The following is a 21,645-nucleotide window of genomic DNA, read 5'->3' as shown; positions in this document are numbered from 1 at the left end:
ATCAGGAGAGCCCCCCTGAACCATGAGGCAGGCGTCAGGCGTCAGGCGTAAAAGACACCTCCATGGCGATCCGCTTTCGGGCCTGAGCAGGCTTTCGCGCGCTGACAGGGTGCTGATTTAGTCGGGTCCCGCCGCAGCATCTGGAACATGATTCACCCTCGCAAGTCGATTTTTGGGGGAAGAGGCGGGGTATGGACGAGGCGTGCGGCCGCTTCTCAGATATGCTGATTTTGAGGATCAGGTCCCTGCGCGTCACCTGCTGCGCAAGATAGCTGCCGTGGCGAATGATGCTCTCACCAGACTTGATGAAGATTTCAACGCCGCTTACACCGCCCTTCGATGGCGAAGGCGCGGCTGATCCCGTCCTGCCTGTTCCGGACCCTGTTCCCAATCGGATCCGGGCGGCAGTTGTTTGAGCAAATGCACGGCACTTCTCTGTTTCGACGTTTCCTGGGCCTCGGGGCTGATCACCCTGTCTGGGACTGGCCGTCTTCACCAGAAACCGCGACCGGCTTCTGAACACAGGGATGTCGCGCAGTGTCATGGATGCCATCCATGACGCCGAGACGTTCCACTGAGGTCTTGATTGTGCCTTGTTCAATCGTGGGAAAAAACGTCTGAAATGCAAGAGATTCGAGAATTATTTTGATATAAATCAAATATTACGCAAAATATCTGGCGGAGGGGAGCGTCTGCCTCCGCCATTTCCGTCATATTCCGTCAGCGACTTTTACGCCTTGTTTTATTGAGCTAAATCGCCTTGCCATATTCCAAGATGCTCCGCTAACGTTCACGGCAAGCCCGCACCAAGTGGGGGAAGCAATGCCGGAATGAAAGGTTAGGTTATCTGTTTTGCGAAGACCTGCGAAAAGCCTCACAGCCAAGCACGTCCAGACCGTCACCAAGCCCGCAAAGTACTTCGACGGACACGGCCTGTTCCTTCGCGTCGATCCGACCGGTGCCAAATTCTGGATCCAAAGGATAGTCATCAACGGCAAGCGATGCGAGCTCGGAATGAGCAGCGTCGATTTCGTCACCCTCGCCGAGGCCAGAATTGCCGCGTATGAAAATCGCAAGCTGGCGCGATCCGGCGGCAATCCGCTCCAGAACCGGCGCGCCCGCCAGGAGATCGTCACCTTCGAAGATGAGGCCCGTAGCATCCACGAGATGCTTGCCCCCAGCTAGAAAAACAAGAAGCACTCCGATCAGTTCCTCAGCACACTGGAAACCTAGGTCTTTCCGAGCATCGGGCGCACGAAGGTTTCCGAAGTGACCAGTTCGGACGTCTTGGAGATCCTGTGCCCGATCTGGGTAGCCAAGGCCGAAACTGCGCCACGGATCCGCCAGAGGATCAGCAAGGTGATGAAATCGGCCATCGCGAGGGGGTGGCGCAAAGACAATCCGGCAATTGGCTTGACCGATGCCCTGCCGAAGCAGAGTGAGCCCCGGCAGCGCCGGCGCGCCCTGCCCTACAATGAAGTCGCTGGACTGTTGGCAACAGTCCACCAGTCCAAGGCCGGGCTTTCAACTCGGCTGTGCCTGGAGTTTCTGATCCTGACCTGCGCCCGGTCGCTTGAGGCCAGAGGCGCCCGATGGCAGGAGATTGACTTCGAGACGCGCGCCTGGAATGTGCCTGCGGATCGGATGAAGATGAAGCGGCCCCATCGGGTGCCCTTATCGAAGCGGGCTATCGCCTTGCTGCGTGAGGCCGAGGGCGAGCTTTCAATGCTGGGCACCGTGCGCAAGGTGCGCGTCCCGGCCTCTCACATTCACACGAGAAGGGGATGACCCATGACCGTGACCATTCATGTCGGGTTCGATGCCAGGGATTTCAGCCGGAAATCGGGCAAGCTCTTCATTGCCGATCCTGCCGGACAGGATGGCCTTGTGCCGGTGGTGGCAAAGGGTACGAAGCCCGTCACCTATCTGAACAGCTACAATGTCGCGGATCAGGTGCATTGCGCTTTCTGCGACACCCATCAGCGGCATAATCGCGGCTTCACGGTCGGGCTGGAGGATGGCAGCATTGCTCTGTGCGGAAACAAGTGTGCCGAAGGGTTCTTTGGTCGCGACACCGCCCGCGCGCTTCGGGCCGATCTGGAGCGGCGGCAGGGCCGCGAGAAGCATCTCGAAAACATCGCCCGCACCTTCGCTGGCATTTCGGACGCCTCGCGTCACTTCACCGACACGCTTGTAGCACAGGAGCAGATTGGCCTCGATCTGATCCTGTTGCTGGCGCAGATCCTGCCAGAGACTGCCCAGACGAAGAGCCTACTCGCGCAACAGCTTAGTAGCGCTCACGCGCTCCAGGCATGAAGCCGACTTTCAAGGAGAACATCCATCAGCCAAAAAGGGTTGCTCATCGGCCAGTCTCCTCGCGGAACTGCAATCTCGCCGCGAGGTGATACTCAGTGGGTCCTGGCCCTAAGCAAGCTTTCTTGCTCTGGGAAAATCCAAAACCTTTTGGGATTTCTTAACCCCTGAGCTGAACTACATTTCTGGATTTCCCGGACCGACCCTCGACCAACTCGTCGACGAACCGCGCCCATGCCTCCGCCGCCTCGCGCCTTTCCTCAGCATAGTCAAAGAGGTTATCGACGCCGGCCAAGCCGCCCCGGATGCAGTGGGCGGCTCTTTTCGTTTCGGCGGTCGGCCAGAGCGGAGATCTCCGCCAAGGGGTCGGTACGAATGGCGTATTCAGTCGCCGTTCGGATCTCGGCCCATAATGCAGTCAGCAACCATGGCGTCTTAGACCTGCGCCATGAAGCGACGATTGGTCACGAGCTTTTCGGCCATACTGCCCCACTGGTCATACGCCCACTGACGATCCCCTTTGTCCCACCTCTCGATGTCTCGGTTGGCCTCGCTTAGATCAAAAGAAGCATGACGGCACTCTTTGGTCTTCATGCGGTCTGCGCCGCTCATCTCTTCCGCTGCTGCGGGGAGTGCTGAAATGAGAACGCCGAAAATGGCTGCGCGTATATGATCCTCCACAATGGCGGAGACAGTGCGTCAGCTCCGGCGCGGGCGTCAACCAAAACGCAAGCCGAAACCCGAAGGGTTGTGCTTGATTTTCGTTTGGCTCGGATGCAATGTGGCCAGTGGGTGTGACAGCCCTGATCGAGATAGGCCGCATCCTTGTCTCTTTGGCGAGAGACGTTTCCACGTTTGGCGACGTGGGAGAGGCTGAGAAAACACCATTGGCGGGGTGTACCGGACGCGCTTAGCGGCACGTTTCCAACCTGACCATTATGGCCGGGGTGGATCGTGCTGTCCAGTGGGGAAACCCATAAAAGCGATCCAGTCGTCTCTCGACGACCTGTCACCCCCCGGCCGCCAGTCCGACACTGGTGAAGGCTGTGACAGGCTTGAACCGAGAGAAGAACCATGACCAAGCACGATATGGGGCAGTTCCAACTGCCACCCGTTCGCCGTGACCAGTTGCACGACGATGTTGCCCTTGCGCTGGACGCGATCACCGCGCCGCATCCGCCCCCCCGAGGCCGTCAGCTATCTGCGCCACGCCCAGCGCCTGATCAAAACGGGGGTGTCGGCATGAAAACCGAGGGTGACAAAGCATCGCTCCGCATGGAGCGCGTGACTGTGCGCGAGATTGCCCGCCAGGTGGCGAAAGAGGCCGGAGTGAAGCCTGCGGTGATCTTCGGGCCTGGTCGGAAGCAGAAGGACTTCAGGCTGCGCGCCCTGGTCTGCTTCACCCCCCGCCGCCACGGCATGAGCTATCCCAGGATCGGCATGGCTCTTGGCCGGGATCACAGCACCATCCGAAGCGCGGTTATCAATGAGCGGCGCAGGAGGGGTGAGGCATGAAGCGGCGCGACATTCTTTCGCTCGCTCCTGCCGCGGTGCTGGGCTGCACGATCCCGGTTGGCGCCTGCACCCTGCACCTGTCCGAAACGCCGATCATGGCCCTGCATCGCAGGTACGTGGACATAAATGATGCCGCTCGGGCATATGTTCACGACGAGATTTCCGGCGAGGGCGAAGACGACGCAGTCGAGCGGCTTTTCTTCCGGGAGTGGGATCGGGTTGAGGATGCTATAACGGCGATCCCGCCCACCACCGCACAGGACATGACGGCGAAGACGCTGGTCGCGCACTGCCATGGCGATTTCACTTGCCTGAACTACGATACGTCGCCGTTCTGGGCCGAGGCCCGCGCGCTGGTGGGGGGAGACGAATGCGCAAAACCCTCGACGCTCTCGATGAACTGACCGGCGTGCGCGATCTGGTTCAGCTACTCGTAATGACCACCCGCCACCAGCCCGACGACGACCGGAAGGCCTTGGTCCTCAGGGTGTGAGGCCGCGCTGATCCGGCTCAATGCCGGGATCGACATGCTTCACGGCGCCAAAAATGTGGAGGCCAGCCCATGAGCTATTCCGACAAGGTCCAGGCCGAGGTCGCCGCCCGCTATGGCGTCCCGGTGCGCTGCCCCGTCCAGATCATCCCGCCCGGGGTGATCGCAGCAGACACCGGTCCCTGGGCATCAGTTGGGGCTGTCCGGCGCGGGCGCCTGCTCACCGCGAAAGAGCGCTTGCAGACGGCCGAACTACGGGACGGCGGCGCGAGCTTCCGCGAGCTCGGACGATATCTCAACCGCAGCACCAGCCACGTCTACAGCGTTCTGCGGTGACTTCCCCACTGCCCTAGCTCCTACGTCTTTGGGGGCGCGGCGATCACAAACGAGTGATGCCGTTCCGGCTTATACCGCAATGTTCCGTAGCCAAGTGGGGGAATGAACGCCGGAATAAGCTCGCCTAATCTGAAATAACTAAGCAAAATAAAATACTTAAACTGAACGATTGGCGGAGGGGAGTGGGAGTCGAACCCACCCGGGACAGTCTCGCTGCCCCAACCGGTTTTGAAGACCGACCGCCCCACCGGAGACGATTCCCTTCCCTCACGGATCAAAACTAGTGACGCGGCCCCGGCGACGCAAGCACGGAGCCTCCGGGCGGGAGCGCCCGTGGCTGTCGCTGTGGCCGTGACATTTCATCGCCTGACCTGATCCGCGTTAACACTTTTTTTCGAAAGCATATGCAGATTGTCGGGATATCGGCCCGAGCCGTCCTTCTGTGACGCGGATCAGTCTGGTGGTGCAGAGGATGCTCCCCGTCTGACAACAGGAAGCGGCCTGGATCCGACAGGACATCTGCAAAAACAGAGGTCGGAAGTCGGGGACAGGCAAAAGCCGGCCGGCAGACAGACAGGCAGAGGAATGCAAGGGGTTACGGATGAACGCAGATATGGAACTCCGGGATGCGGCCGTACCTGAAGCCTGGCGGGCTGCCGGGGTGCTGTTTGCCACAATCTTCCTGGCAACCCTTTTCGGGATCTACAGTCGCCCGGTCGGCTTTCTCGCCAGTATCTGGCCGGCCAATGCGATCATGCTTGGACTGATGCTGCGCAATCCGGTCATGGCGCAGGCGCCCGGCTGGCTGGCGGGCTTCGCCGGGTTCATGATCGGCGATCTGCTGACCGGAGCGGGTCTCGAAAAAGCTCTGATCCTCAATATCGCCAATATCATCAGTATCTCGACCGCCTATGCCATACTGACCCGCCTGCCTGCCGAGATCAGCGAGTTGCGACAGCCGGTTTCAATGCTGTGGATCGTACTGGCCTCGCTTGCAGGCGGATTTGCCTCAGGACTGCTGGGGGGATCGCCGGCATAAAGTACTGGGGCGGCGATGCGCTCAGCGGGATTGTCTACTGGACGGCGGGTGAGTTCGTCACCTTCATCGCCTTTCTCCCTGTGATCCTCTCGGCTCCTCCCCTGGCGCAGATCAGGAAATACTGGTACCGGCTTGATCTCATAGACAGAAGCGACCTTGTTCCCGCCATGATGGTCGTGCTGACTTTCATCGCCTCACTGTTGATCGGTGGCCCCGGTGCCGTGGCCTTCCCTGTCCTCGCGCTCCTCTGGTGCGGACTGACCTGGTCTGTCTTTGCAACCGCTGTGCTGACGCTGGTCTTCGGGGTCATGGCACTTGGGGTGATCGCCAGCGGGTTGGTTCCCTATCTCGACGGCTTCCCCGACAAGGCCGCGCTGTCTTCGTTCCGCCTTGGCGCCTCGGCGATTGCGCTGGTGCCGATCACCCTCGCCATCGTGATGCGCAGCCGTAACGAACTGACCGAGCGGCTGCGCTATCTGGCCAGTCATGATGCACTGACCGGCGTGACCAATCGGGCTGCCTTCCACGAACAGGCCTCGAGGCGGCTTGCCGCAGCGGATCGCAGCACCGCGATGATGATGATAGATCTCGATCATTTTAAATCCGTCAATGACACCTGGGGCCATGCAGCCGGTGACGAGGTCCTGCGCGAGACCGCGCGGCGGGTTGTCCGGATGCTGCGCCCGGCTGATCTGTTTGCACGGGTGGGTGGCGAGGAATTCGTGGTCATGATCAATGGTGTCACGCTTGAGCAGGCGCAATCAGTGGCCGAGCGCCTGCTGACTGTGGTCTCCGAACAACCCGTGCGGGTTGGCGACGTGCCGATCCTGATTGCAGTCACCACCAGCATCGGCCTGGCCGTCGCGCGGCCTGACGGCGCAACCTCTCCGGATGCCCTGATGCAGCAGGCGGATCATGCGCTCTATCAGGCAAAACATGGGGACGTAACCGGGTGGTCACAGTCGGGGTAGCCGGAAAATAGCACCGCCGACCCCCGCTTAAAGACCCTTATTCCTTACCGGAGCGCTGCCCTTCTCCAGGGCGCCCCATGACGAAAGCTGAGCGGAGCTGACCGTGAGCCTCCCGATCAAAGCCGATATTGCCGCTCTGGTCGGTCAGGACGCGGCCGGTGCCGATGCCCGTGGCTTTACCCAAAAGGTCAGGATTACCAAACATCTCGGGATGGTGTTCCACAACTGGCTGGGCAGGTTTGGCGAAGACCCCAGGAACAGATTGGGGCATCTTTGCCGCTGATCGCCCCTCCCCTCCAAACGCCGCCTGTTCCTGCGACAGGCGGCGTTTTTCATTGCAGCCAACATGTCAGGCCCACCGGTCTGATGAGTTCTTTTCACCGCGCGTTCAGAATCATTGCCCACAAATAAAGTATCACTTAACACTTGTGCAGTGGACCACCCCGAACCGCTAATCCACGCCCCGGCCCGGGCATTTGGGCGGAGATTCTGGTGTCACAGCTCAGCGATACAATCACGGCAGAAACCTCGGACCAGCAGCGGCTGCTGGCAGAGCGGCTGCGGCGGTTGCGCAAGGCCAGCGGCCTCTCGCTTCGCCAGCTCGCCGATGCAACCGGGACTTCGGCCAGTTTTCTCAGCCAGCTTGAACGCGGCTTGACCGGTGCCAGCACCTCAACGCTGATCCGCATCGCCAATGCTTTCGGCTGTTCGATCTCCGAGCTTTTCGCCTTCACCGACAGCGCACAAAACCCGGTCTTGCGCCGCAAGGACCGCCCCACCCTGCCCGAGATGAGCGGGCATCGGAAGATGCTGCTCTCGCGCCGGCCCCTGACGCAGTTCGAGGCCTATGTCTCCGAGTTCGAGCCGGGCGGCTCGACCGGCGACGAGGCCTATAGCCACGGCGATTCACATGAAATGATCCTCGTTCTGGCCGGCAAGGTGCAGATCGACCTCGGCCCGCAGAGCTACCAGCTCGACGAGGGCGACAGCATCGAATTCCAGAGCTCGATCCCCCACCGGGTCGCAAATACGGGCAAGGGGCCGGCCTCGGTCCTCTTCGTGACCTCACCGCCCACCTCGACCACCGGCTATCTCGATACGTTCCGCGCTGGCCTCAGCGAAAGATCCGGCGAAGACCGGACCCACGTAAAAAACTGAAGAAACAGAACCTTACACTCAGGGAGCAACCGCAATGAAGCTGAAAAACCTCACCGGCCTGTCGCTGATCCTCGGCCTTAGCCTTTCCCTCCAGGCGCAGGCTGATACCCCCGTCGCAGGCGAAACCGCCGAAGGCTCGCTTGCCGGCAAGACGCTGACCTTCGTGTCATATGGTGGCACTTTCCAGGACGGCCAGATCGCGGCCCTTGAACAGTTCGTGGCGCAATCCGGGGTCACGCTCCTGTCGGACGGCCCCACCGAAAACGCCAAGATCCAGGCCCAGGTCGAATCCGGCAATGTGATGTGGGATGTGGTCGATACCGGCGACTACACCCCCTTTGTCCATTGTGGCACCCTGTTCCAGAAGCTCGATTTCTCGAAGCTCGACATTTCGAAAGTGCCGGAAGGCCAGGTCGGGGAGTGCTCAGTTCCCGCGATGAACTATGCGATCATGTTCCTCTACAACAAAGACAAATGGCCCGAGAACGGCCCGGCCTCCTGGGCGGATTTCTTTGATACCGAGAAATTCCCCGGCACCCGTGGCATTCCCGGCTATTCCGATGCCGAAGGCTATATGATCGAGCTCGCGCTTTTGAATGACGGCGTGGCAAAAGCTGATCTTTTCCCGGCAGATATCGACCGTGGCCTGAACAAATGGCGATCGATGCGCGACAGCCTCGTTTTGTGGACCACCGGCGCGGAAAGCGCGCAGATGATGGAATCGGGAGAGGTTGATATGGTCATGGTCTGGTCCGGCCGGGGCAAGGCCGCGCTGGAAAATGGCGCGAATTATCAGCCGGTCTGGCAGGACTGGGTTGTCGTGAAGGATCAGATCACCATCCCGGTCGGCGTCAAGGATGTCGACGCCGCCCATGCTCTGATCAATGCCTATCTCGGCGCCGACGCCCAAAGCAAAATGGCCGAAGAGACCTCGTACTCGCCGATCAATATCGACTCGAAGCCGCAGGTCGATGAGCTGACCGCTTCTTTCATGACCAATACGCCCGAAAAACAGGCGATGGCCTATAATCAGAATGTGCAATACTGGGTCGATAACTATGATGTTCTCAGCGAAAAATGGGCTGAATTCATCGCAGGCAACTAAGCCTCACCGAACCCCGCGCGCCTGAGCCTGCGCGGTCATGCTGCGGCGCCCCCTGCCAGGGTCGCCGCAGCTCCCTTCCGGCCCCCGCGCGCTGACGCGGCAGCCGCCCCCCCCGAGACATCACGGCAGCCCGTCGGAGGATCCATGTCAGAGCCAGAAACCAGCTTCCTCTCGCCCCGAAAGTTCCTGTCGCACCCTGCTCTGCTGACACTGCCTGCGCTGGCGATCCTGATCCTTGTCATGGCGGTGCCGCTTGGCACCGTGATCAGCCGCAGCTTTACCGAAGGCGATGCGTTTCTCGACAATTACTACTGGTTTTTCAACACGCCGGTGAACATGACCGTGCTGATCCGGACCTTCCGAATCGCCGCCGTGGTCACGCTGGTTTGCGTGATCGTGGCCTATCCCTATGCCTATGCGATGTCGGTCGTGGGCCCGCGCCTGCGGCTCTTTCTGATCATGTGCGTGCTGGTGCCGTTCTGGGTTTCGGGCGTGGTGCGCACGCTGGCCTGGGTGATCTTGCTGCAAGACAGCGGTGTCATCAACAAGACGCTGCTTGCGCTCGGGTTTGACAAGGTCAAGCTGATCCGCACCCAGCTGGGCGTCACCATCGGCATGACCCAGATCCTGCTGCCCTTCATGATCATGCCGCTCTATGCTGTGATGCGCGGCATCGACCTGCGGCTGATCCAGGCGGCAAAAAGCCTGGGCGCCCATCCGGTCAAGACCTTCTTCCAGGTCTATCTGCCGCTTTCGCTGCCAGGTGTCTTCGCCGGCGCCACCATCGTCTTCATCCTTGCGCTTGGCTTCTACATCACGCCGATGCTGCTTGGCGGCACGCAAAGTTCGATGCTCTCGACGCTGGTGCAGCAACAGGTGCTGTCGCTGCTGAACTGGGGCCGTGGTGGCGCGATGGGGGTTGTGCTTCTGATCGCAACCTTCGGCTTCCTTGCACTCGCCGCCCCCTTCATGCGGCAGAAATACAAGATGAGCGGAGGCAGCCGGTGAAACACTTCAATCCTGGCAAGCTGATCCTCGGGCTGACGGTGGCGCTGATTGCACTCTGGCTGCTCGCGCCCACCATTGTCGTGGTGCCGATGTCTTTCGCCGATAAGAAATCGCTGGCCTTCCCGCCCAGCGGATTCTCGCTGAAATGGTACGAGAATTTCTTCACCAATCCGCAATGGTTCAACAGTTTCACCACCTCGCTGAAGGTTGCGGTGATGGTCTCGGTTGTGGCGACCGTGATCGGCACCATGGCCGCCATCGGGATCGAGCGGATGAAATCCCGCGCCGCCGGTCTGATCCGGATGCTGCTGATCACGCCGATGGTGGTGCCGGGCGTCGTTCTGGCAGTGGGCGTTTACGCGGTCTACCTGACACAGGGCCTCGTCGGGACTTGGACCGGCTATGTGCTGGCGCATACGCTGCTGGCGATCCCCTTCGTGGTGATCGCGGTCGGCGCGAATCTTTCCGTCTTTGACCAGCGGCTGGAAACCGCCGCCGCGAGCCTTGGCGCCAACCGGCTGACCACGTTTTTCACCGTGACCCTGCCGCTGATCCGGCCCGGCATCCTGTCCGGCGCGCTTTTCGCCTTTGTCACCTCGTTTGACGAAGTCATCGTGTCCCTGTTCATCACCAGCCCGCAGCTGAAAACGCTGCCGGTGCAGATCTTTTCGTCGATGACCCGCGACGCCGATCCGACCGTCGCCGCTGTCGGCTCGCTGATCTTCCTGACCACCACGCTCGTCATCGGACTGGGCCTTATCTTCGGAACCCGTAAAGGGCGCAAATCATGACCAATGCACAAACCGGCAGCCGCAAGGGCGCGGCCATCGACATCCAGGCCTGTTCGAAATTCTACGGCAATTTCACCGCGCTGGATGATGTGTCGCTCAGGGTCGAGCCGGGCGAGTTCATGTCCTTTCTCGGGCCGTCCGGGTCAGGCAAGACCACGACGCTGAACCTGATCGCCGGGTTCACCGATCTGAGCCGGGGCGAAATCCGGCTGGGCGAGCGCCCGATCAGCAATGTCCCCGCCCATAAGCGCAATATCGGGGTGGTGTTCCAGCATTACGCGCTGTTCCCGCATATGACGGTGGCGAAGAATGTGGCCTATCCTTTGCGTCAGCGCGGCGTGGCAAAGGCCGAGCGTGACCGCCTGGTTGAAGGCGCGCTGGCCAAGGTGCATCTTGAGAAATTCGCGCATCGCTACCCGTCCGAGCTGTCCGGCGGCCAGCAGCAGCGTGTCGCGCTGGCCCGCGCGATGGTCTTTGACCCTTCGGTCCTTCTGATGGATGAACCCCTTGGTGCGCTTGACAAAAAGCTGCGCGAAGTCTTGCAGCTGGAAATCCGGCGCATCCATCGCGAGCTCGGATCGACCTTCGTCTATGTGACCCATGACCAGGAAGAGGCGCTGGTGCTGTCTGACCGCATCGCGGTCTTTAACAAAGGCCGGATCGAGCAGGTCGGGACCGGGCATCAGCTCTATTCTGACCCTCAGACGCTGTTTGTTGGCCAGTTCATCGGCGAAAGCTCGATCCTGCGCGGCGGTCACCGGGTGAATGGCGCGGAAACCGCGCTGGACATCGGCGGCACCCCCATTTCGGCCCCCGGCATCCCGAAATCTGACCGCGCGCAGGTCATTCTCCTGCGCCCTGAAGATGTCGCCGTCCAGGCCCCCGGCACGGGCGCGGCCAACGGGCGCGGCAATGTGATCCAGGGCATGGTGCGAGAGGCGATCTATCTGGGATCTGCGATGAAATATGAAGTTCTCCTCGCGGACGGCACGCCCATCGTGGCGCGCACCGCCACGCAAGGCGAGGCCTTCGGGATCGGGGCCGGGATCGAGCTGGCCTGGAAGCCGGAAGATGGCAGGCTTCTGACCGATGACGGCTCGGTAGGCGGACATTAGGTCCTGGGCCACTAACAGGTGATGAACATGCAAGCGAAGAAAAACGGTGGCGTCTCGTTCTGGTATGAGAATATCGGCGGCACGCCCGGCTACCGCGCGCCGCTGCCCGGCAATATCGACGTCGATATCTGCATCGTCGGCGCGGGCTATACCGGGCTCTGGACCGCCTATTACCTGACCGAAATCGAACCGACACTGCGGATCGCGATTGTCGAAAAGGAATTCGCGGGCTTTGGCGGTTCGGGCCGCAATGGCGGCTGGTGCTCGGGCGAATTCAGCTGGAGCCGGAACAAATACCTCTCGACCGGCACCCGCGAAGGCGTGATCGACTTCGAGCGTCAGCTGCGCGGCACCGTGGCCGAGGTGGAGCGGGTGACGCAAAAGGAAGGCATCGATTGCGACTTCCTGATGACCGACTGCCTGACCTTTGCCCAGACCCCGGCGCAATGGGGGAGGCTGCAGGAAGATTACGCGACCGCGATGTCGTGGCAGGTGCCCGCGACAAGGCTCGAGCTGATAGACGGCGCCGAGGCCGCCTCGCGCATCCGGGTGCCGAATGCGAAAGGCGCGCTGGTGCGCCATAATGTGGCGCGGATTCAGCCGGCGAAACTGGTGCGCGGACTGGCAGAAGTGGTCGAGCGGCGCGGCGTCAAAATCTACGAGCAAACCGCCGTCACCAGCATCGAAAAGGGCCGCGTGGTCACCAGTCGTGGCACGGTGAAGGCGAAACGCGTGGTTCGCGCGACCGAGGGTTTCACCCATGGAATCAAGGGGCAGGAACGCGAATGGCTGCCGCTGAATTCGGCGCAGATCGTGACCCAGCCCCTGCCCGACGCGCTTTGGGATGAAATCGGCTGGGAAAAGTTCCAGCTGCTGGCGGATGCCAGCCACGCCTATTGCTATTCGCAGCGCACCGCCGACAACCGCATCGCCATGGGCGGGCGCGGTGTACCCTACCGGTTCGGGTCAAAAACCGATGTGAACGGCCAGACCCAGCCCGCAACGGTCGAGGCGCTGATCGAGATCCTCTACCGGATGCTGCCGCAGACAAAGGGGCTTTCGATCGACCACGCCTGGTGTGGTGTGCTGGGCGTACCGCGTGACTGGTGCACCACCGCCGGCATGGACGCGAATACCGGCATGGCCTGGGCCGGCGGCTATGTCGGTCTCGGCGTCTCGACCTCGAATTTCTCGGGCCAGACGCTCGCGGATCTGGTCCTTGACCGTAATACCGAACGCACCAGCCTGCCCTGGGTCAACCGCCGTCCGAAAAAATGGGAGATCGAGCCCTTCCGCTGGCTCGGTGTCCACGGAATGTACTGGCTGTATCACCTGGCCGACCGCCAGGAAGCCCGCTCGGGCGGGACCAAAAGCTCGCCCCTCGCCACACTCGCCAATAAACTGACCGGCCGCTGAAACGCGCCGCCGCGCCTGCAGGAGACAGCCATGATCGACCTTTCCGTTTTCACAGCCCTTTCAGGGATCGACCTCGGCCAGCTGAAAGACAAGCCGACCACCCTGAACCCTGGCCAGCAAGAGGCCGCCCATGCGCTCTGGTCCTCACCTGATGGGGTGCTGGAGATCGGGCTTTGGGAATGCACGCCGGGCCAGTTCACCGCTGACCGGTCAGCTGCCGCCGAATTCTGCTACTTTCTCGAAGGCAAGATCGTCATGACCCATGTCGACGGCACGAAAAAGACGCTCGGGCCGGGGGATGCGATCATGCTGCCGAAGGGCTGGAAAGGCACCTGGGAGATCCTGGAACATACCCGCAAGATCTTTGTCTTTTTCGAAGGCTGACAGGACAAAGCGACCCAATCCCTGACCGGAAAGAATAGGGGGGCGATCACTCGCCCCCCTTATTCACAGCCCGGCCATGCTGCGAAATGGCATCACTCGTCTTCATCCCCGTGTTTTTCACCGCGCCTCAGCGGACGGAATGAATCGCCGCGCCGGCCCTGGAACGGCTCCAGCATGGCGCGGACTTCGCCCTCGCCGGGCAGTTCGGGGCGGAAATCGGCGGGAAGATAGCCGAGCGCCTTCAGCCGGTCGAACAAAGCCGCGAAATCCACTTCTCCGACCGAACGGAAATCGGCACGCGCCGCCTCTCCCGCGACCCAGTCATTCACGATCACATTGATCACATCCGGCGTCACATCGGCGAAATTGCGGAATTGCAGGTCATAATCGGCGGTATTGGCCGAGGACCGGCGCAGGATCATCGCGACGCGCCCGGCCTTTGGCATGACATAGGCCGCCAGATGCAGCGCCGATCCATCCAGCGCGACAATCACCCCCGCCGCCTTGTAGCGCGCGATCTGCACTTCAAGCGGATGGCGTTCGGGGTGGAAAATCTCATAGCCCGCGCGGGCCAGATTCTCCTCGATCACCCTTTCCCCCAGAATGCCGCCCTTGATCGCCGGCAGCCGCGCCCGCGACACATAGAGCTTTTCGCCCCCCTCTGCCGGTGCCGCAGCACTCAGGCGGCTTTGCATGAAATCCCGGTAAGCGGGCGAGCCGGCATAACGTTCAAGCCAGCCGAACCCAAGCTCGGGAACGATCAGCCGCTCCACCCGCTGCACCTCGCCAAAGGTGCGTACCGGAAGGTCGATGCCAAGAAGCCGGAAGAACGGTGCCTGGCCCCTGATCGCCTTTTCAATCGCTGCCACATCGCCGCGATAGGGCAGATAGACGATGCTTTCGGGCTGTTCCCCCAGGTGGTCGAGCGCCCAGAGCCTTGCGGTCGATTCGACGAGGAAATGCCCGAAATGGCCACGAAAATGTCCGCCGTAAAGATGGGTGCCCGGCAGATCCCGGATCTGGTCCCGATCCGAGAGCGCCGGCGCCGGGATGGGCTTCAGCGCCCGGATCCAGCCCTTTGACAATTCACACCAGCTGCCATCCCGGTAAAGCACACCCGAGGCCAGGGTCTTATCATTGGCGCGTTCAGGCATGAAAAGAGCGTCGGCCAGCGTCTGGATTTCGCCGGAGAAGGGCGCTTTAAGGCCCGGATTCGCGATGATCTGACATGTGAAAGCGGGGCCGGTCAGAGGGCTTGAAGCCGGGTCCCGCTGTTTCTGGGCCGCTTTCCTGGCCCCCGTCCGGGGAATTTCGGCCTTTCGGGCGGCTTCCTCCTGATGCCCGGCGGCCGCTTCTGTGATTTCCTGGTGCAGGCGACGACTGTTGCGGCGGGCAAAGCGGCTGTTGTCATCCTGCGCCAGCCGGCGCAGCGCCTGCAGGGCCAGATGGCGATGGCCACGCCGCTCGGCTGCCGCGATCAGCAGGCGCTGATAGGCCAGGCTTTCGCGCCGCACCCGGAACGCTTTTGCAAATGCAGCCTGGCTCAATGTACCGCTGGCAAGGCCTTCGATCAGATCCTGCAACAGCCCGAGCGCCTTCAGCTGCCTGATTGCGCGATGGCCGAGGTGATCAAGGCGGATCTCGCGGGTGACGCCGGGGGGGCCGCAGCCACGATGCGACGCACATGGGCGCGGTCTTCGGGGATAAAAGGATCATAGATCAGCCAGACCTCAGACGCGCCCTGCACCGCCTGCGCGGCGTCACAGCCTGCGCTCTGCCAGTCCCATTTCCGGCGGGCAAAAGGATAGCGCCGTTCAAAGGGCACCAGCCCGGGCGCGAGCGTCGACTGAGGGCTGAAGGCCAGCACCACCGCGCCCGGCACTAGCGCGGAAAGGCTGAGCGCGGCAAAGCCCCCCATCGAAGCGCCGGCGAAGACCACCCTGCGAAAACCTGCAAAAAAACCCGCGTCCCGCAAGGCGCGGATCAGCGCCGGTGTATCCTCGTTGCGATACCAGTCCCGCTGGCTTGCGATCAGCCCCAGGATCGAAAACCCGCCTTTTGCAGCTCGCGCCTGCAGCCAGGGTTGAGGCGGTTCATATTCGCCGATCGAACCGAGATTGTCGAATGTGACCAGCAGAACATCCGAACGCCGGATGAACCAGGCGTCAATCAGGCCCGCATGCAAAAAGAAACTGTCGCGCCCGATGGCCTGCGCGACATCCGTGACGTCGTCAGGGCGTGGAAATAGTGCCGGCATCGGCTCGCGCATCGCCTTCCTGACCCCCGGCCCGGCACTTTCGGCAAAGGCGCCAGCGTCATCCGCATCATCGCCTGGCATCTGTCCGCGCGCGCCTTCCCGCATCATTTTCATTCAACCCTGGTCCGGGCCCATAAGCCGGCACCAGATATGGACCCCGACTTTGCTTTGCTCCTCATTCAGGGTGAAGCCCTTGTCCAGGAACAGATTGCGGATTTCCTGCATCCCCTCGCGACCATAGGCATCGCGATGCATTTCGAGGATCACCAGATTGACGCCCGAGAGATCGGCATGGCGCAGGAAATCCAGCTCGCCGCCCTCGATATCCATCATGATCGTATCATGGGGGTATTCTTTGGTCAGATCGCTGTAGCGCAGCACCGGCACCTCGACCGCGCGGGTCTTTTTGCCCGGCAGTTCCGTCAGCGAAGAGCCGAGGAAATTCCCCGCCACATTGAAAGTAACTGTCCCGGGCGCATCGGGCGCGCTGAAGACCACAGCATGGCGCACCGAGATCAGATCCTGCAACCCGTTATGCGCGTAAAGACGATTGATATGGGGCAGAAGGCCCGGATTGGCCTCGATGGACAGGATCGAAACCGGCGCGCAGTTCTTTGCCAGTACCGCGCCGACAACCCCTGCCCCCGCCCCCATCTCGAGGATCCGGGCGCCTTTCGGGATCACAGCGAGACCACATTCGATCTCCTGGCGCTCATAACGGTGATTGTTCATCGCCTCGATCATACGTGGCCCCAGGATGGGCGCGTCCGGCACTTCGACACCATTACAGGTTGCGACGATGGTAAGGGTTGCCTCGGTCATTCTTTCACTGCCCGTGTTCTTGTTACTGCACTCTGCCCGATCTTACGGCCAAGACTATGGCGGCAGTTGGGCGCAATCCATACGAAACCTGGTGATTGTTCTGCGATCCGGCAAAGTCCGTTTGTGAGACAGGTCAAAATTTCTCAGCTTTCCCGCCTTATCGCTGCCCGGAATGTCAGGCTAAACAAAGACCGACTGCAGGAGAAGAAGAATGGGTGAGGCGAAAACCGGGGCCGGTCAGAATGCGAAAGCCGCCGGGGCTTTGGCAGGAAAGGCCATTGCGAAGTCTTCTGTTGGGACAAGTGCGGCAAGTGCACGAGAGGGCAAAGCACAGCCGGGCAAAGGTCATGTGGCGAAGATCCGGAAGGCCAAAGCGACCCGTGACCCTGACCCTGACGCGCGTCCGGACCTGCCCCGGGGCGCGTCCGGGATATTCGCGACCGTTCCCTTCGCACTGAAGCGCCATGCCAGTCCGCATGGCCAGGTCACCGCCGTCTCAATGATGAAGGATGAGGGGCCCTATGTGATCGAATGGGTGGCGCATCACCTTGCCGTCGGCTTCTCGGATCTCGTCGTCTATACCAATGACTGTTCCGACGGCACCGATGACATGCTGATCCGGCTCGAAGAACTCGGGCTTGCCCATCACCGCAGGAATGACATTCCCGAAGGCATCCGCCCGCAGCCTTCTGCGCTGAACTATGCGCAGGAGGAGCCGGTTGTGGGTCTCTCCGACTGGGTGATGGTGTTTGATGCCGATGAGTTTCTCTCGATCCGCTACGGCGATGGCACGCTGGATGATCTGATCGCCGCCGCCAAAGCCCAGGACGCCACCGGGATCGTGGTGACCTGGCGCATCTTCGGCTCGGGCGGCGTGGTCGACTGGTCCACCGCCCCGGTGTCGCAACAATATCTGATGGCCGCGCCGCAGGACTGGAACAAGGGCTGGGGGGTCAAAACGCTCTTCAAATTCGACCCGGAAAACTGGAAGCTCGGCATCCACCGCCCCAAGATGAAAACCAAAGCCATCAAGGCCGGTTTCGCCGATGAGGTGAAATGGCTGAACGGCTCGGGCCGCGAGATGGAGGATTATTTCAAGTTTCGCGGCTGGCGGTCGATCACCAGGACGGTCGGCTATGACTGGGTGCAGCTCAATCATTATGCAGTGAAATCGGTCGACTCTTACGCGATCCGCAAGCTGCGTGGCAATGTCAACAATAAGAAAGACAAGTATAATTCCGATTACTGGTCGCTCCAGGACCGCAATGAGGTCAGGGATGACACCATGCTGCGCTACACGGCGCGGCGCGATGAGATCATCCTTGAATTGCTGAAAGACCCGGTTCTGGCGCGGCTGCACGAGGCGGCGCTGGCACGTGTCGATCAGCGGCTGGCCGAGATCCGGGGGACTGAGGCCTATAGCGCGCTGGTCTCCGATCTGGCCCGTGCGGGCCAGGTGCCGATTCAGGAAATCGTCGCCAAACCGCCCCAGGCGCGCGACCCGGAAAAGATCGCAGCCCTGATGAGCGATATCGAAAAGACGCGCAACGAAGCCGCCCGCGAAAAGCGCAGATCCGCGCCGCGTGAGGCGATGGAGGCGCTGCCATCGGGCAGCTATCTCAGCCAGCCGCGCGCCAATCCGGGTTATGCGGGGGACTGGGTGGCAAACCATGGCGTGGTGCTGCCACTTGATCCTGGCGTCTTCTCAAACCCCGGCCTCGCGCTGATTGCAAAGGGGAAATTCGATCGCGGGCTTGCCAGACGCCTGCCGCAGATCCTTGCCAAAGACGCGCGGGTGACCGAGATCGGCGCAGGGGCAGGCTTTCTTGCCGCGCATCTCGCCGCCGTGCGCCCCGATCTGCATCTGAGCGTGAGCGAGGGTGAGCCGGAGCTGCGCCGCGTGCTGGATCTGGTATGGGCGCAAAACGGGTGCCGCCCGGGGGAGCGGCTGTGCCTCATGGAAGACAGCCCCCTGTCTGAGATGATCGCCAGGACCCTCCCGGAGGCGCTTTTGCTTGCCGACCCGCGCATCACGCCCGAGGGTCTGGCCGATATTCTCACCCGCGTCAGCCCGGCCCAGATCTTCCTCTATGGCCGTCTGATCGAGGCCGGCCGCGACCGGCTTCAGGATTATGCCAGGGTGATGGAGGCCGGCTACATCGCCGCCCCCGGCTTTGATGCCGGGCTGACAGTGTTCCGCATCGCGAGACACCCGGCCAGCGGCGCCCCATCCTAGCGCAGGAAGAAAAATCACCTTCCCGCCACCATTGCGCCACAGGAAAACCCTCGCCGCGTGATGAGGATCGGGAATAATCCAGCCGGGATCCGAGCAGGACTCTGTTGGGGGATGCGGCAATACTGTATCCTGAATTGAAACAATAAAGGTTGAGGTTCCGCCCTTGTCGACCCCAGTACGCCGCCCCCCGGTTCGCCGCCCGGTCGCCTCTCTCTGGATTGGCCCGCGCCTGCATTACCTGAACCAGCTCTGTCTTCTGAGCCATATGCGCCACGGCCATCCGACCACGCTTTTTTGCACCGAAGAAGTCTCGAATGTCCCTGAAGGGATCGAGGTCCGCCCCGCGACCGAGATCATGGATATCGACATGGGCATCGTGGCCCAGACCTCGGAAAGTTTCCTCTCGAACGTGTTCCGCTACAAGATGATCCAGAAAACCGACGCGGTCTGGATCGACTGCGACGCCTATTGCCATAAGCCCTTCCCCGACGAGATGCAGAATATCTATGCCGGCCATGGCTTTCGCGGCGCATTGAATTGCGGCGTGGTTTATATTCCGAAAGATGGCGAGCTGATCCACCAGCTGCTGGATTACTATGACAACCTGCCCGAGGCGCCGGCCTGGTTCAACAAACAGCAGAAAAAGCGCATCGAGAAGCAGGACCACGCGCTGCCCCAGGCCGTGCGGATCTATAACGCCGAACGCACCGCCTTTGGCCCCCAGGCCTTTACATATTTCGCCCAGCAGACCGGCGATTATGAGAAGGCGCTCGGCCCCGATGTGCTTTACCCGGTGCCCTTCCAGCTGAATGATGTGTTTTACGACCCCTATGGTCGCGTCGAGGGTCATTTCACCGATCAGACGCTCTCGGTGCATCTCTATACCAATGGCACCAGGCCCTGGTGGCGCAAGAACGTGCCGCTGGCGAATTCCTATGCCGCGCGGATGTGCGAAGAGATCGGCGTCGATCCGGCAAAGGCGCTGGAGGAGTAATGGCCGCGCGCAAGAAAGCTGCGCCGCCTGAGGCCGCGCCTGACACTGACGCGAGCGCTCCGAAGTCAAAGGCCGAACAGCGGGCCGAGATGATGATCCGCCGCCAGAAGCGCAATATGCGCAAGGCCTGGGCCGAGGGCTATCTGACCGGCATCTGTGCCATGCTGCGGCCGGGGGATCTGGCGGTGGATTGCGGCGCCAATATGGGCGTGGTGACGGCGCAGCTTGCCGCCACCGGCGCCGATGTGATCGCCTTTGAACCCGATCCGGATTGCTTTGCGGCCTTGCAGCAGAAATTCGGTGCTACCACGAATGTCACGCTGATCAATTCCGCCGTCGGCACCCGCGCCGGCACCGTCCGCCTGATGCGCGCCGGGAATTTCGACGCCAATCCGGTGGGGGCCTCGGTGAAAAACACCATCCTCGATGGCGGGCGCGGCATTGATGAAGGAAACTCTGTCGAGGTGCAGCTGATCGATTTCCCCGCCTTCCTGCGCGAAAAGGGACAGATCGGCTTCCTCAAGCTCGATATCGAGGGTGCAGAGCTGGAAATCCTTGAGGCCATGGAGCGCGACGGGCTTTTCGCCCGGGTCAAAAGCCTCGTGGCCGAGACCCATGAGCGCAAATTCCCCGAGCTGCGCCAGAGATTTCGCGAGCTGCGCCGCCGGGTGGCCGAAACATATCCGCCAACCCATGTTAATCTCGACTGGATCTGAGCGGCAGCGTGACCCGGGCGAACCAGAAGTGGACGGCCCAGGTCCGCCGCATCCGGGCCGCGGAAGGCAGGCTCTGCGGTGCGGTCGTTGCCCACCTCTTCTCACGGCGCGCTGTGGGGTGGACGATGAAAGCAGATCGGGGTGCCTCACTGATCATGGGCAAACTGGTGATGACGGCAGGGCGACGCGGAAAAGCCGTAACTCTGCTGCATCCTTCTGACCGTCATACGCTTGATGGCAGTTCTGGGATAGTTTGACTCAAACACCGATCGACCCTTCGCTGGATTGCTGCCGCAGGGCTTTCCGATGTGTTCTGATCCTCACTCCGAGCGATCCAAATCGATCTGACACATGTATTTCCCTGGACCTGTCGATCATCCGGGAACGTCCTGCGGTGAGGCCTGGCCTCGAAGGTGCGACGTGGCTCCAGAAGGGCATGACCATTCGGTCCCATGACTGTCCCGTCCCTGCATCCTTCGGCGCAACGAGCGAATAAGCGATCCAGGAGAGGATAATCGGATGGCAGTCTGTCCAGAAGAAACTCATGTCATCGGTGGCGTCGAGACACACAAAGATTTGCATGTCGCGGCCGTCGTCGACCACCGAGACCGTGTTCCCGGCACCGAGAGCTTCCCGACAACACGGCATCGCTATCGTTTGATGCTGGCGTGGATGCGGTCCTTCGGCGATCTGGGCCGTGTCGGGGTCGAGTGCTCGGGCAGCTATGGTGCCAGTCAAGACATATCTACACCGGACTGATGGGATCCCTGTAGCGGTGCGCGGCCTGCTTGCCGAAGAGCGCATGGTGCAGTTCGGCGATCAGATGATCCTGCCGCTCGGTCAGCGATTCAGGACCTGACACCCGATTCTGCAAGGCCTCAGAGGCCGGGCGCAGCATGGGCAGCAGAGCTTCGAGATCAGGAGAATCCGCGGGATCAGGCATGCCGGTTCGGACTGCAGATCCGTGCAGAGTTCTATG

General features: G+C 61.4%; 24 protein-coding genes, 1 tRNA gene and 1 pseudogene. 19 read left to right on the top strand and 7 right to left on the bottom strand.

The features are described from left to right. Positions 1-843: 843 nt before the first annotated feature. A complete protein-coding gene (locus tag QNO18_RS08735) occupies positions 844-1,200 on the bottom strand; it encodes a hypothetical protein (RefSeq protein ID WP_283177357.1) in 357 nt (118 codons plus the stop codon). 69 nt (positions 1,201-1,269) lie between these two features. Here QNO18_RS08735 and QNO18_RS08730 point away from each other — a divergent pair, with 69 nt between their 5' ends. Both QNO18_RS08730 and QNO18_RS08725 read left to right on the top strand, forming a co-directional pair. Then, positions 1,270-1,788 carry a tyrosine-type recombinase/integrase gene (locus QNO18_RS08730; RefSeq protein ID WP_283177356.1) on the top strand — a complete coding sequence of 173 codons (519 nt, stop codon included), beginning with the start codon at positions 1,270-1,272 and terminating at the stop codon, positions 1,786-1,788. A 3-nt stretch (positions 1,789-1,791) separates the two neighbouring features. Next, positions 1,792-2,316: a hypothetical protein gene (locus tag QNO18_RS08725; RefSeq protein ID WP_283177355.1), complete on the top strand. Its 525-nt coding sequence runs from the start codon at positions 1,792-1,794 to the stop codon at positions 2,314-2,316. Positions 2,317-2,748: 432 nt separating this feature from the next. Here QNO18_RS08725 and QNO18_RS08720 read toward each other — a convergent pair whose 3' ends face one another. Then, on the bottom strand, positions 2,749-2,925 hold the full coding sequence (locus tag QNO18_RS08720; protein ID WP_283177354.1) for a hypothetical protein: 177 nt from the start codon (positions 2,923-2,925) through the stop codon (positions 2,749-2,751). Positions 2,926-3,387: 462 nt separating this feature from the next. Between QNO18_RS08720 and QNO18_RS08715 the strand changes: the two genes are divergently transcribed. From QNO18_RS08715 to QNO18_RS08705, 3 genes are all read left to right on the top strand, one after another. After that, complete coding sequence (locus QNO18_RS08715; protein WP_283177353.1) at positions 3,388-3,828, top strand: helix-turn-helix domain-containing protein; 441 nt, start codon at positions 3,388-3,390, stop codon at positions 3,826-3,828. Continuing rightward, positions 3,825-4,232 carry a hypothetical protein gene (locus tag QNO18_RS08710; protein WP_283177352.1) on the top strand — a complete coding sequence of 136 codons (408 nt, stop codon included), beginning with the start codon at positions 3,825-3,827 and terminating at the stop codon, positions 4,230-4,232. The genes QNO18_RS08715 and QNO18_RS08710 overlap by 4 nt, the downstream gene beginning before the upstream one ends. Before the next feature lie 158 nt (positions 4,233-4,390). Next, the gene (locus tag QNO18_RS08705; protein ID WP_283177351.1) at positions 4,391-4,654 is read left to right on the top strand and encodes a helix-turn-helix domain-containing protein; all 264 of its coding nucleotides are present in this window, start codon (positions 4,391-4,393) and stop codon (positions 4,652-4,654) included. Positions 4,655-4,824: 170 nt separating this feature from the next. Here the strand turns inward: QNO18_RS08705 and QNO18_RS08700 are convergent. After that, positions 4,825-4,920, bottom strand: a tRNA-Sec gene (locus tag QNO18_RS08700). 335 nt (positions 4,921-5,255) lie between these two features. Here QNO18_RS08700 and QNO18_RS08695 point away from each other — a divergent pair. The 10 genes from QNO18_RS08695 (at position 5,256) to QNO18_RS08650 (ending at position 13,641) form a co-directional block, all read left to right on the top strand. Further along, a complete protein-coding gene (locus tag QNO18_RS08695; RefSeq protein WP_283177350.1) occupies positions 5,256-5,693 on the top strand; it encodes a hypothetical protein in 438 nt (145 codons plus the stop codon). Further along, on the top strand, positions 5,627-6,664 hold the full coding sequence (locus QNO18_RS08690) for a GGDEF domain-containing protein (protein WP_283177349.1): 1,038 nt from the start codon (positions 5,627-5,629) through the stop codon (positions 6,662-6,664). The genes QNO18_RS08695 and QNO18_RS08690 overlap by 67 nt, the downstream gene beginning before the upstream one ends. A gap of 103 nt (positions 6,665-6,767) precedes the next feature. Beyond that, entirely contained in the window at positions 6,768-6,947 is a 180-nt protein-coding gene (locus tag QNO18_RS08685) for a DUF6778 family protein (protein WP_283177348.1), read from the top strand. Between the two features lie 209 nt (positions 6,948-7,156). Further along, complete coding sequence (locus QNO18_RS08680; RefSeq protein WP_283177347.1) at positions 7,157-7,822, top strand: XRE family transcriptional regulator; 666 nt, start codon at positions 7,157-7,159, stop codon at positions 7,820-7,822. Positions 7,823-7,856: 34 nt separating this feature from the next. Next, positions 7,857-8,927 (top strand): extracellular solute-binding protein, encoded by a 1,071-nt coding sequence (locus QNO18_RS08675; protein WP_283177346.1) that lies wholly within the window; start codon positions 7,857-7,859, stop codon positions 8,925-8,927. Positions 8,928-9,071: 144 nt separating this feature from the next. Next, positions 9,072-9,935: an ABC transporter permease gene (locus QNO18_RS08670; protein ID WP_283177345.1), complete on the top strand. Its 864-nt coding sequence runs from the start codon at positions 9,072-9,074 to the stop codon at positions 9,933-9,935. Further along, the gene (locus tag QNO18_RS08665; RefSeq protein WP_283177344.1) at positions 9,932-10,726 is read left to right on the top strand and encodes an ABC transporter permease; all 795 of its coding nucleotides are present in this window, start codon (positions 9,932-9,934) and stop codon (positions 10,724-10,726) included. Before QNO18_RS08670 ends, QNO18_RS08665 begins: the two co-directional genes overlap by 4 nt. Beyond that, the gene (locus tag QNO18_RS08660; RefSeq protein WP_283177343.1) at positions 10,723-11,841 is read left to right on the top strand and encodes an ABC transporter ATP-binding protein; all 1,119 of its coding nucleotides are present in this window, start codon (positions 10,723-10,725) and stop codon (positions 11,839-11,841) included. The genes QNO18_RS08665 and QNO18_RS08660 overlap by 4 nt, the downstream gene beginning before the upstream one ends. A 27-nt stretch (positions 11,842-11,868) precedes the next feature. After that, complete coding sequence (locus QNO18_RS08655; protein ID WP_283177342.1) at positions 11,869-13,257, top strand: FAD-binding oxidoreductase; 1,389 nt, start codon at positions 11,869-11,871, stop codon at positions 13,255-13,257. A 30-nt stretch (positions 13,258-13,287) separates the two neighbouring features. Beyond that, positions 13,288-13,641, top strand: a complete 354-nt coding sequence (locus QNO18_RS08650; protein WP_283177341.1) for a cupin domain-containing protein — start codon at positions 13,288-13,290, stop codon at positions 13,639-13,641. Positions 13,642-13,733: 92 nt separating this feature from the next. Here QNO18_RS08650 and QNO18_RS08645 read toward each other — a convergent pair whose 3' ends face one another. The 3 genes from QNO18_RS08645 to QNO18_RS08635 are packed head-to-tail and all read right to left on the bottom strand — an operon-like array spanning position 13,734 to position 16,720. After that, a complete protein-coding gene (locus QNO18_RS08645) occupies positions 13,734-15,224 on the bottom strand; it encodes a glycosyltransferase family 61 protein (RefSeq protein ID WP_283177340.1) in 1,491 nt (496 codons plus the stop codon). A 14-nt stretch (positions 15,225-15,238) separates the two neighbouring features. Next, complete coding sequence (locus QNO18_RS08640) at positions 15,239-16,012, bottom strand: hypothetical protein (protein ID WP_283177339.1); 774 nt, start codon at positions 16,010-16,012, stop codon at positions 15,239-15,241. Further along, positions 16,013-16,720: an FkbM family methyltransferase gene (locus QNO18_RS08635; RefSeq protein WP_283177338.1), complete on the bottom strand. Its 708-nt coding sequence runs from the start codon at positions 16,718-16,720 to the stop codon at positions 16,013-16,015. Positions 16,721-16,931: 211 nt separating this feature from the next. Between QNO18_RS08635 and QNO18_RS08630 the strand changes: the two genes are divergently transcribed. The 4 genes and pseudogenes from QNO18_RS08630 to QNO18_RS08615 all read left to right on the top strand — a co-directional run. Then, positions 16,932-18,956 (top strand): glycosyltransferase family 2 protein, encoded by a 2,025-nt coding sequence (locus QNO18_RS08630; protein WP_283177337.1) that lies wholly within the window; start codon positions 16,932-16,934, stop codon positions 18,954-18,956. Between the two features lie 163 nt (positions 18,957-19,119). Further along, positions 19,120-19,950: a hypothetical protein gene (locus QNO18_RS08625; RefSeq protein WP_283177336.1), complete on the top strand. Its 831-nt coding sequence runs from the start codon at positions 19,120-19,122 to the stop codon at positions 19,948-19,950. Then, entirely contained in the window at positions 19,950-20,666 is a 717-nt protein-coding gene (locus QNO18_RS08620; protein WP_283177335.1) for an FkbM family methyltransferase, read from the top strand. The genes QNO18_RS08625 and QNO18_RS08620 overlap by 1 nt, the downstream gene beginning before the upstream one ends. 519 nt (positions 20,667-21,185) lie before the next feature. After that, positions 21,186-21,398: pseudogene (locus tag QNO18_RS08615) on the top strand (IS110 family transposase); the annotation flags it as partial. A 13-nt stretch (positions 21,399-21,411) separates the two neighbouring features. Here QNO18_RS08615 and QNO18_RS08610 read toward each other — a convergent pair. After that, positions 21,412-21,609 carry a hypothetical protein gene (locus QNO18_RS08610; protein ID WP_283177334.1) on the bottom strand — a complete coding sequence of 66 codons (198 nt, stop codon included), beginning with the start codon at positions 21,607-21,609 and terminating at the stop codon, positions 21,412-21,414. Positions 21,610-21,645: the final 36 nt, after the last annotated feature.

The organism is Gemmobacter sp. 24YEA27 (assembly GCF_030052995.1).
Taxonomy (GTDB): Bacteria; Pseudomonadota; Alphaproteobacteria; order Rhodobacterales; family Rhodobacteraceae; genus Pseudogemmobacter.
Note: the sequence above shows the minus strand (reverse complement) of the source record. Positions and strands in the feature narration are given on the sequence as shown.

Excerpts from the sequence above, each read along its gene's own strand:
- QNO18_RS08725 (WP_283177355.1), top strand. The coding sequence starts at position 1,792 with ATGACCGTGACCATTCATGTCGGGTTCGATGCCAGGGATTTCAGCCGG.
- QNO18_RS08720 (WP_283177354.1), bottom strand. The coding sequence starts at position 2,925 with ATGAGCGGCGCAGACCGCATGAAGACCAAAGAGTGCCGTCATGCTTCT.
- QNO18_RS08715 (WP_283177353.1), top strand. The coding sequence starts at position 3,388 with ATGACCAAGCACGATATGGGGCAGTTCCAACTGCCACCCGTTCGCCGT.
- QNO18_RS08710 (WP_283177352.1), top strand. The coding sequence starts at position 3,825 with ATGAAGCGGCGCGACATTCTTTCGCTCGCTCCTGCCGCGGTGCTGGGC.
- QNO18_RS08705 (WP_283177351.1), top strand. The coding sequence starts at position 4,391 with ATGAGCTATTCCGACAAGGTCCAGGCCGAGGTCGCCGCCCGCTATGGC.
- QNO18_RS08695 (WP_283177350.1), top strand. The coding sequence starts at position 5,256 with ATGAACGCAGATATGGAACTCCGGGATGCGGCCGTACCTGAAGCCTGG.
- QNO18_RS08675 (WP_283177346.1), top strand. The coding sequence starts at position 7,857 with ATGAAGCTGAAAAACCTCACCGGCCTGTCGCTGATCCTCGGCCTTAGC.
- QNO18_RS08670 (WP_283177345.1), top strand. The coding sequence starts at position 9,072 with ATGTCAGAGCCAGAAACCAGCTTCCTCTCGCCCCGAAAGTTCCTGTCG.
- QNO18_RS08660 (WP_283177343.1), top strand. The coding sequence starts at position 10,723 with ATGACCAATGCACAAACCGGCAGCCGCAAGGGCGCGGCCATCGACATC.
- QNO18_RS08655 (WP_283177342.1), top strand. The coding sequence starts at position 11,869 with ATGCAAGCGAAGAAAAACGGTGGCGTCTCGTTCTGGTATGAGAATATC.
- QNO18_RS08650 (WP_283177341.1), top strand. The coding sequence starts at position 13,288 with ATGATCGACCTTTCCGTTTTCACAGCCCTTTCAGGGATCGACCTCGGC.
- QNO18_RS08640 (WP_283177339.1), bottom strand. The coding sequence starts at position 16,012 with ATGAAAATGATGCGGGAAGGCGCGCGCGGACAGATGCCAGGCGATGAT.
- QNO18_RS08635 (WP_283177338.1), bottom strand. The coding sequence starts at position 16,720 with ATGACCGAGGCAACCCTTACCATCGTCGCAACCTGTAATGGTGTCGAA.
- QNO18_RS08630 (WP_283177337.1), top strand. The coding sequence starts at position 16,932 with ATGGGTGAGGCGAAAACCGGGGCCGGTCAGAATGCGAAAGCCGCCGGG.
- QNO18_RS08620 (WP_283177335.1), top strand. The coding sequence starts at position 19,950 with ATGGCCGCGCGCAAGAAAGCTGCGCCGCCTGAGGCCGCGCCTGACACT.
- QNO18_RS08610 (WP_283177334.1), bottom strand. The coding sequence starts at position 21,609 with ATGCCTGATCCCGCGGATTCTCCTGATCTCGAAGCTCTGCTGCCCATG.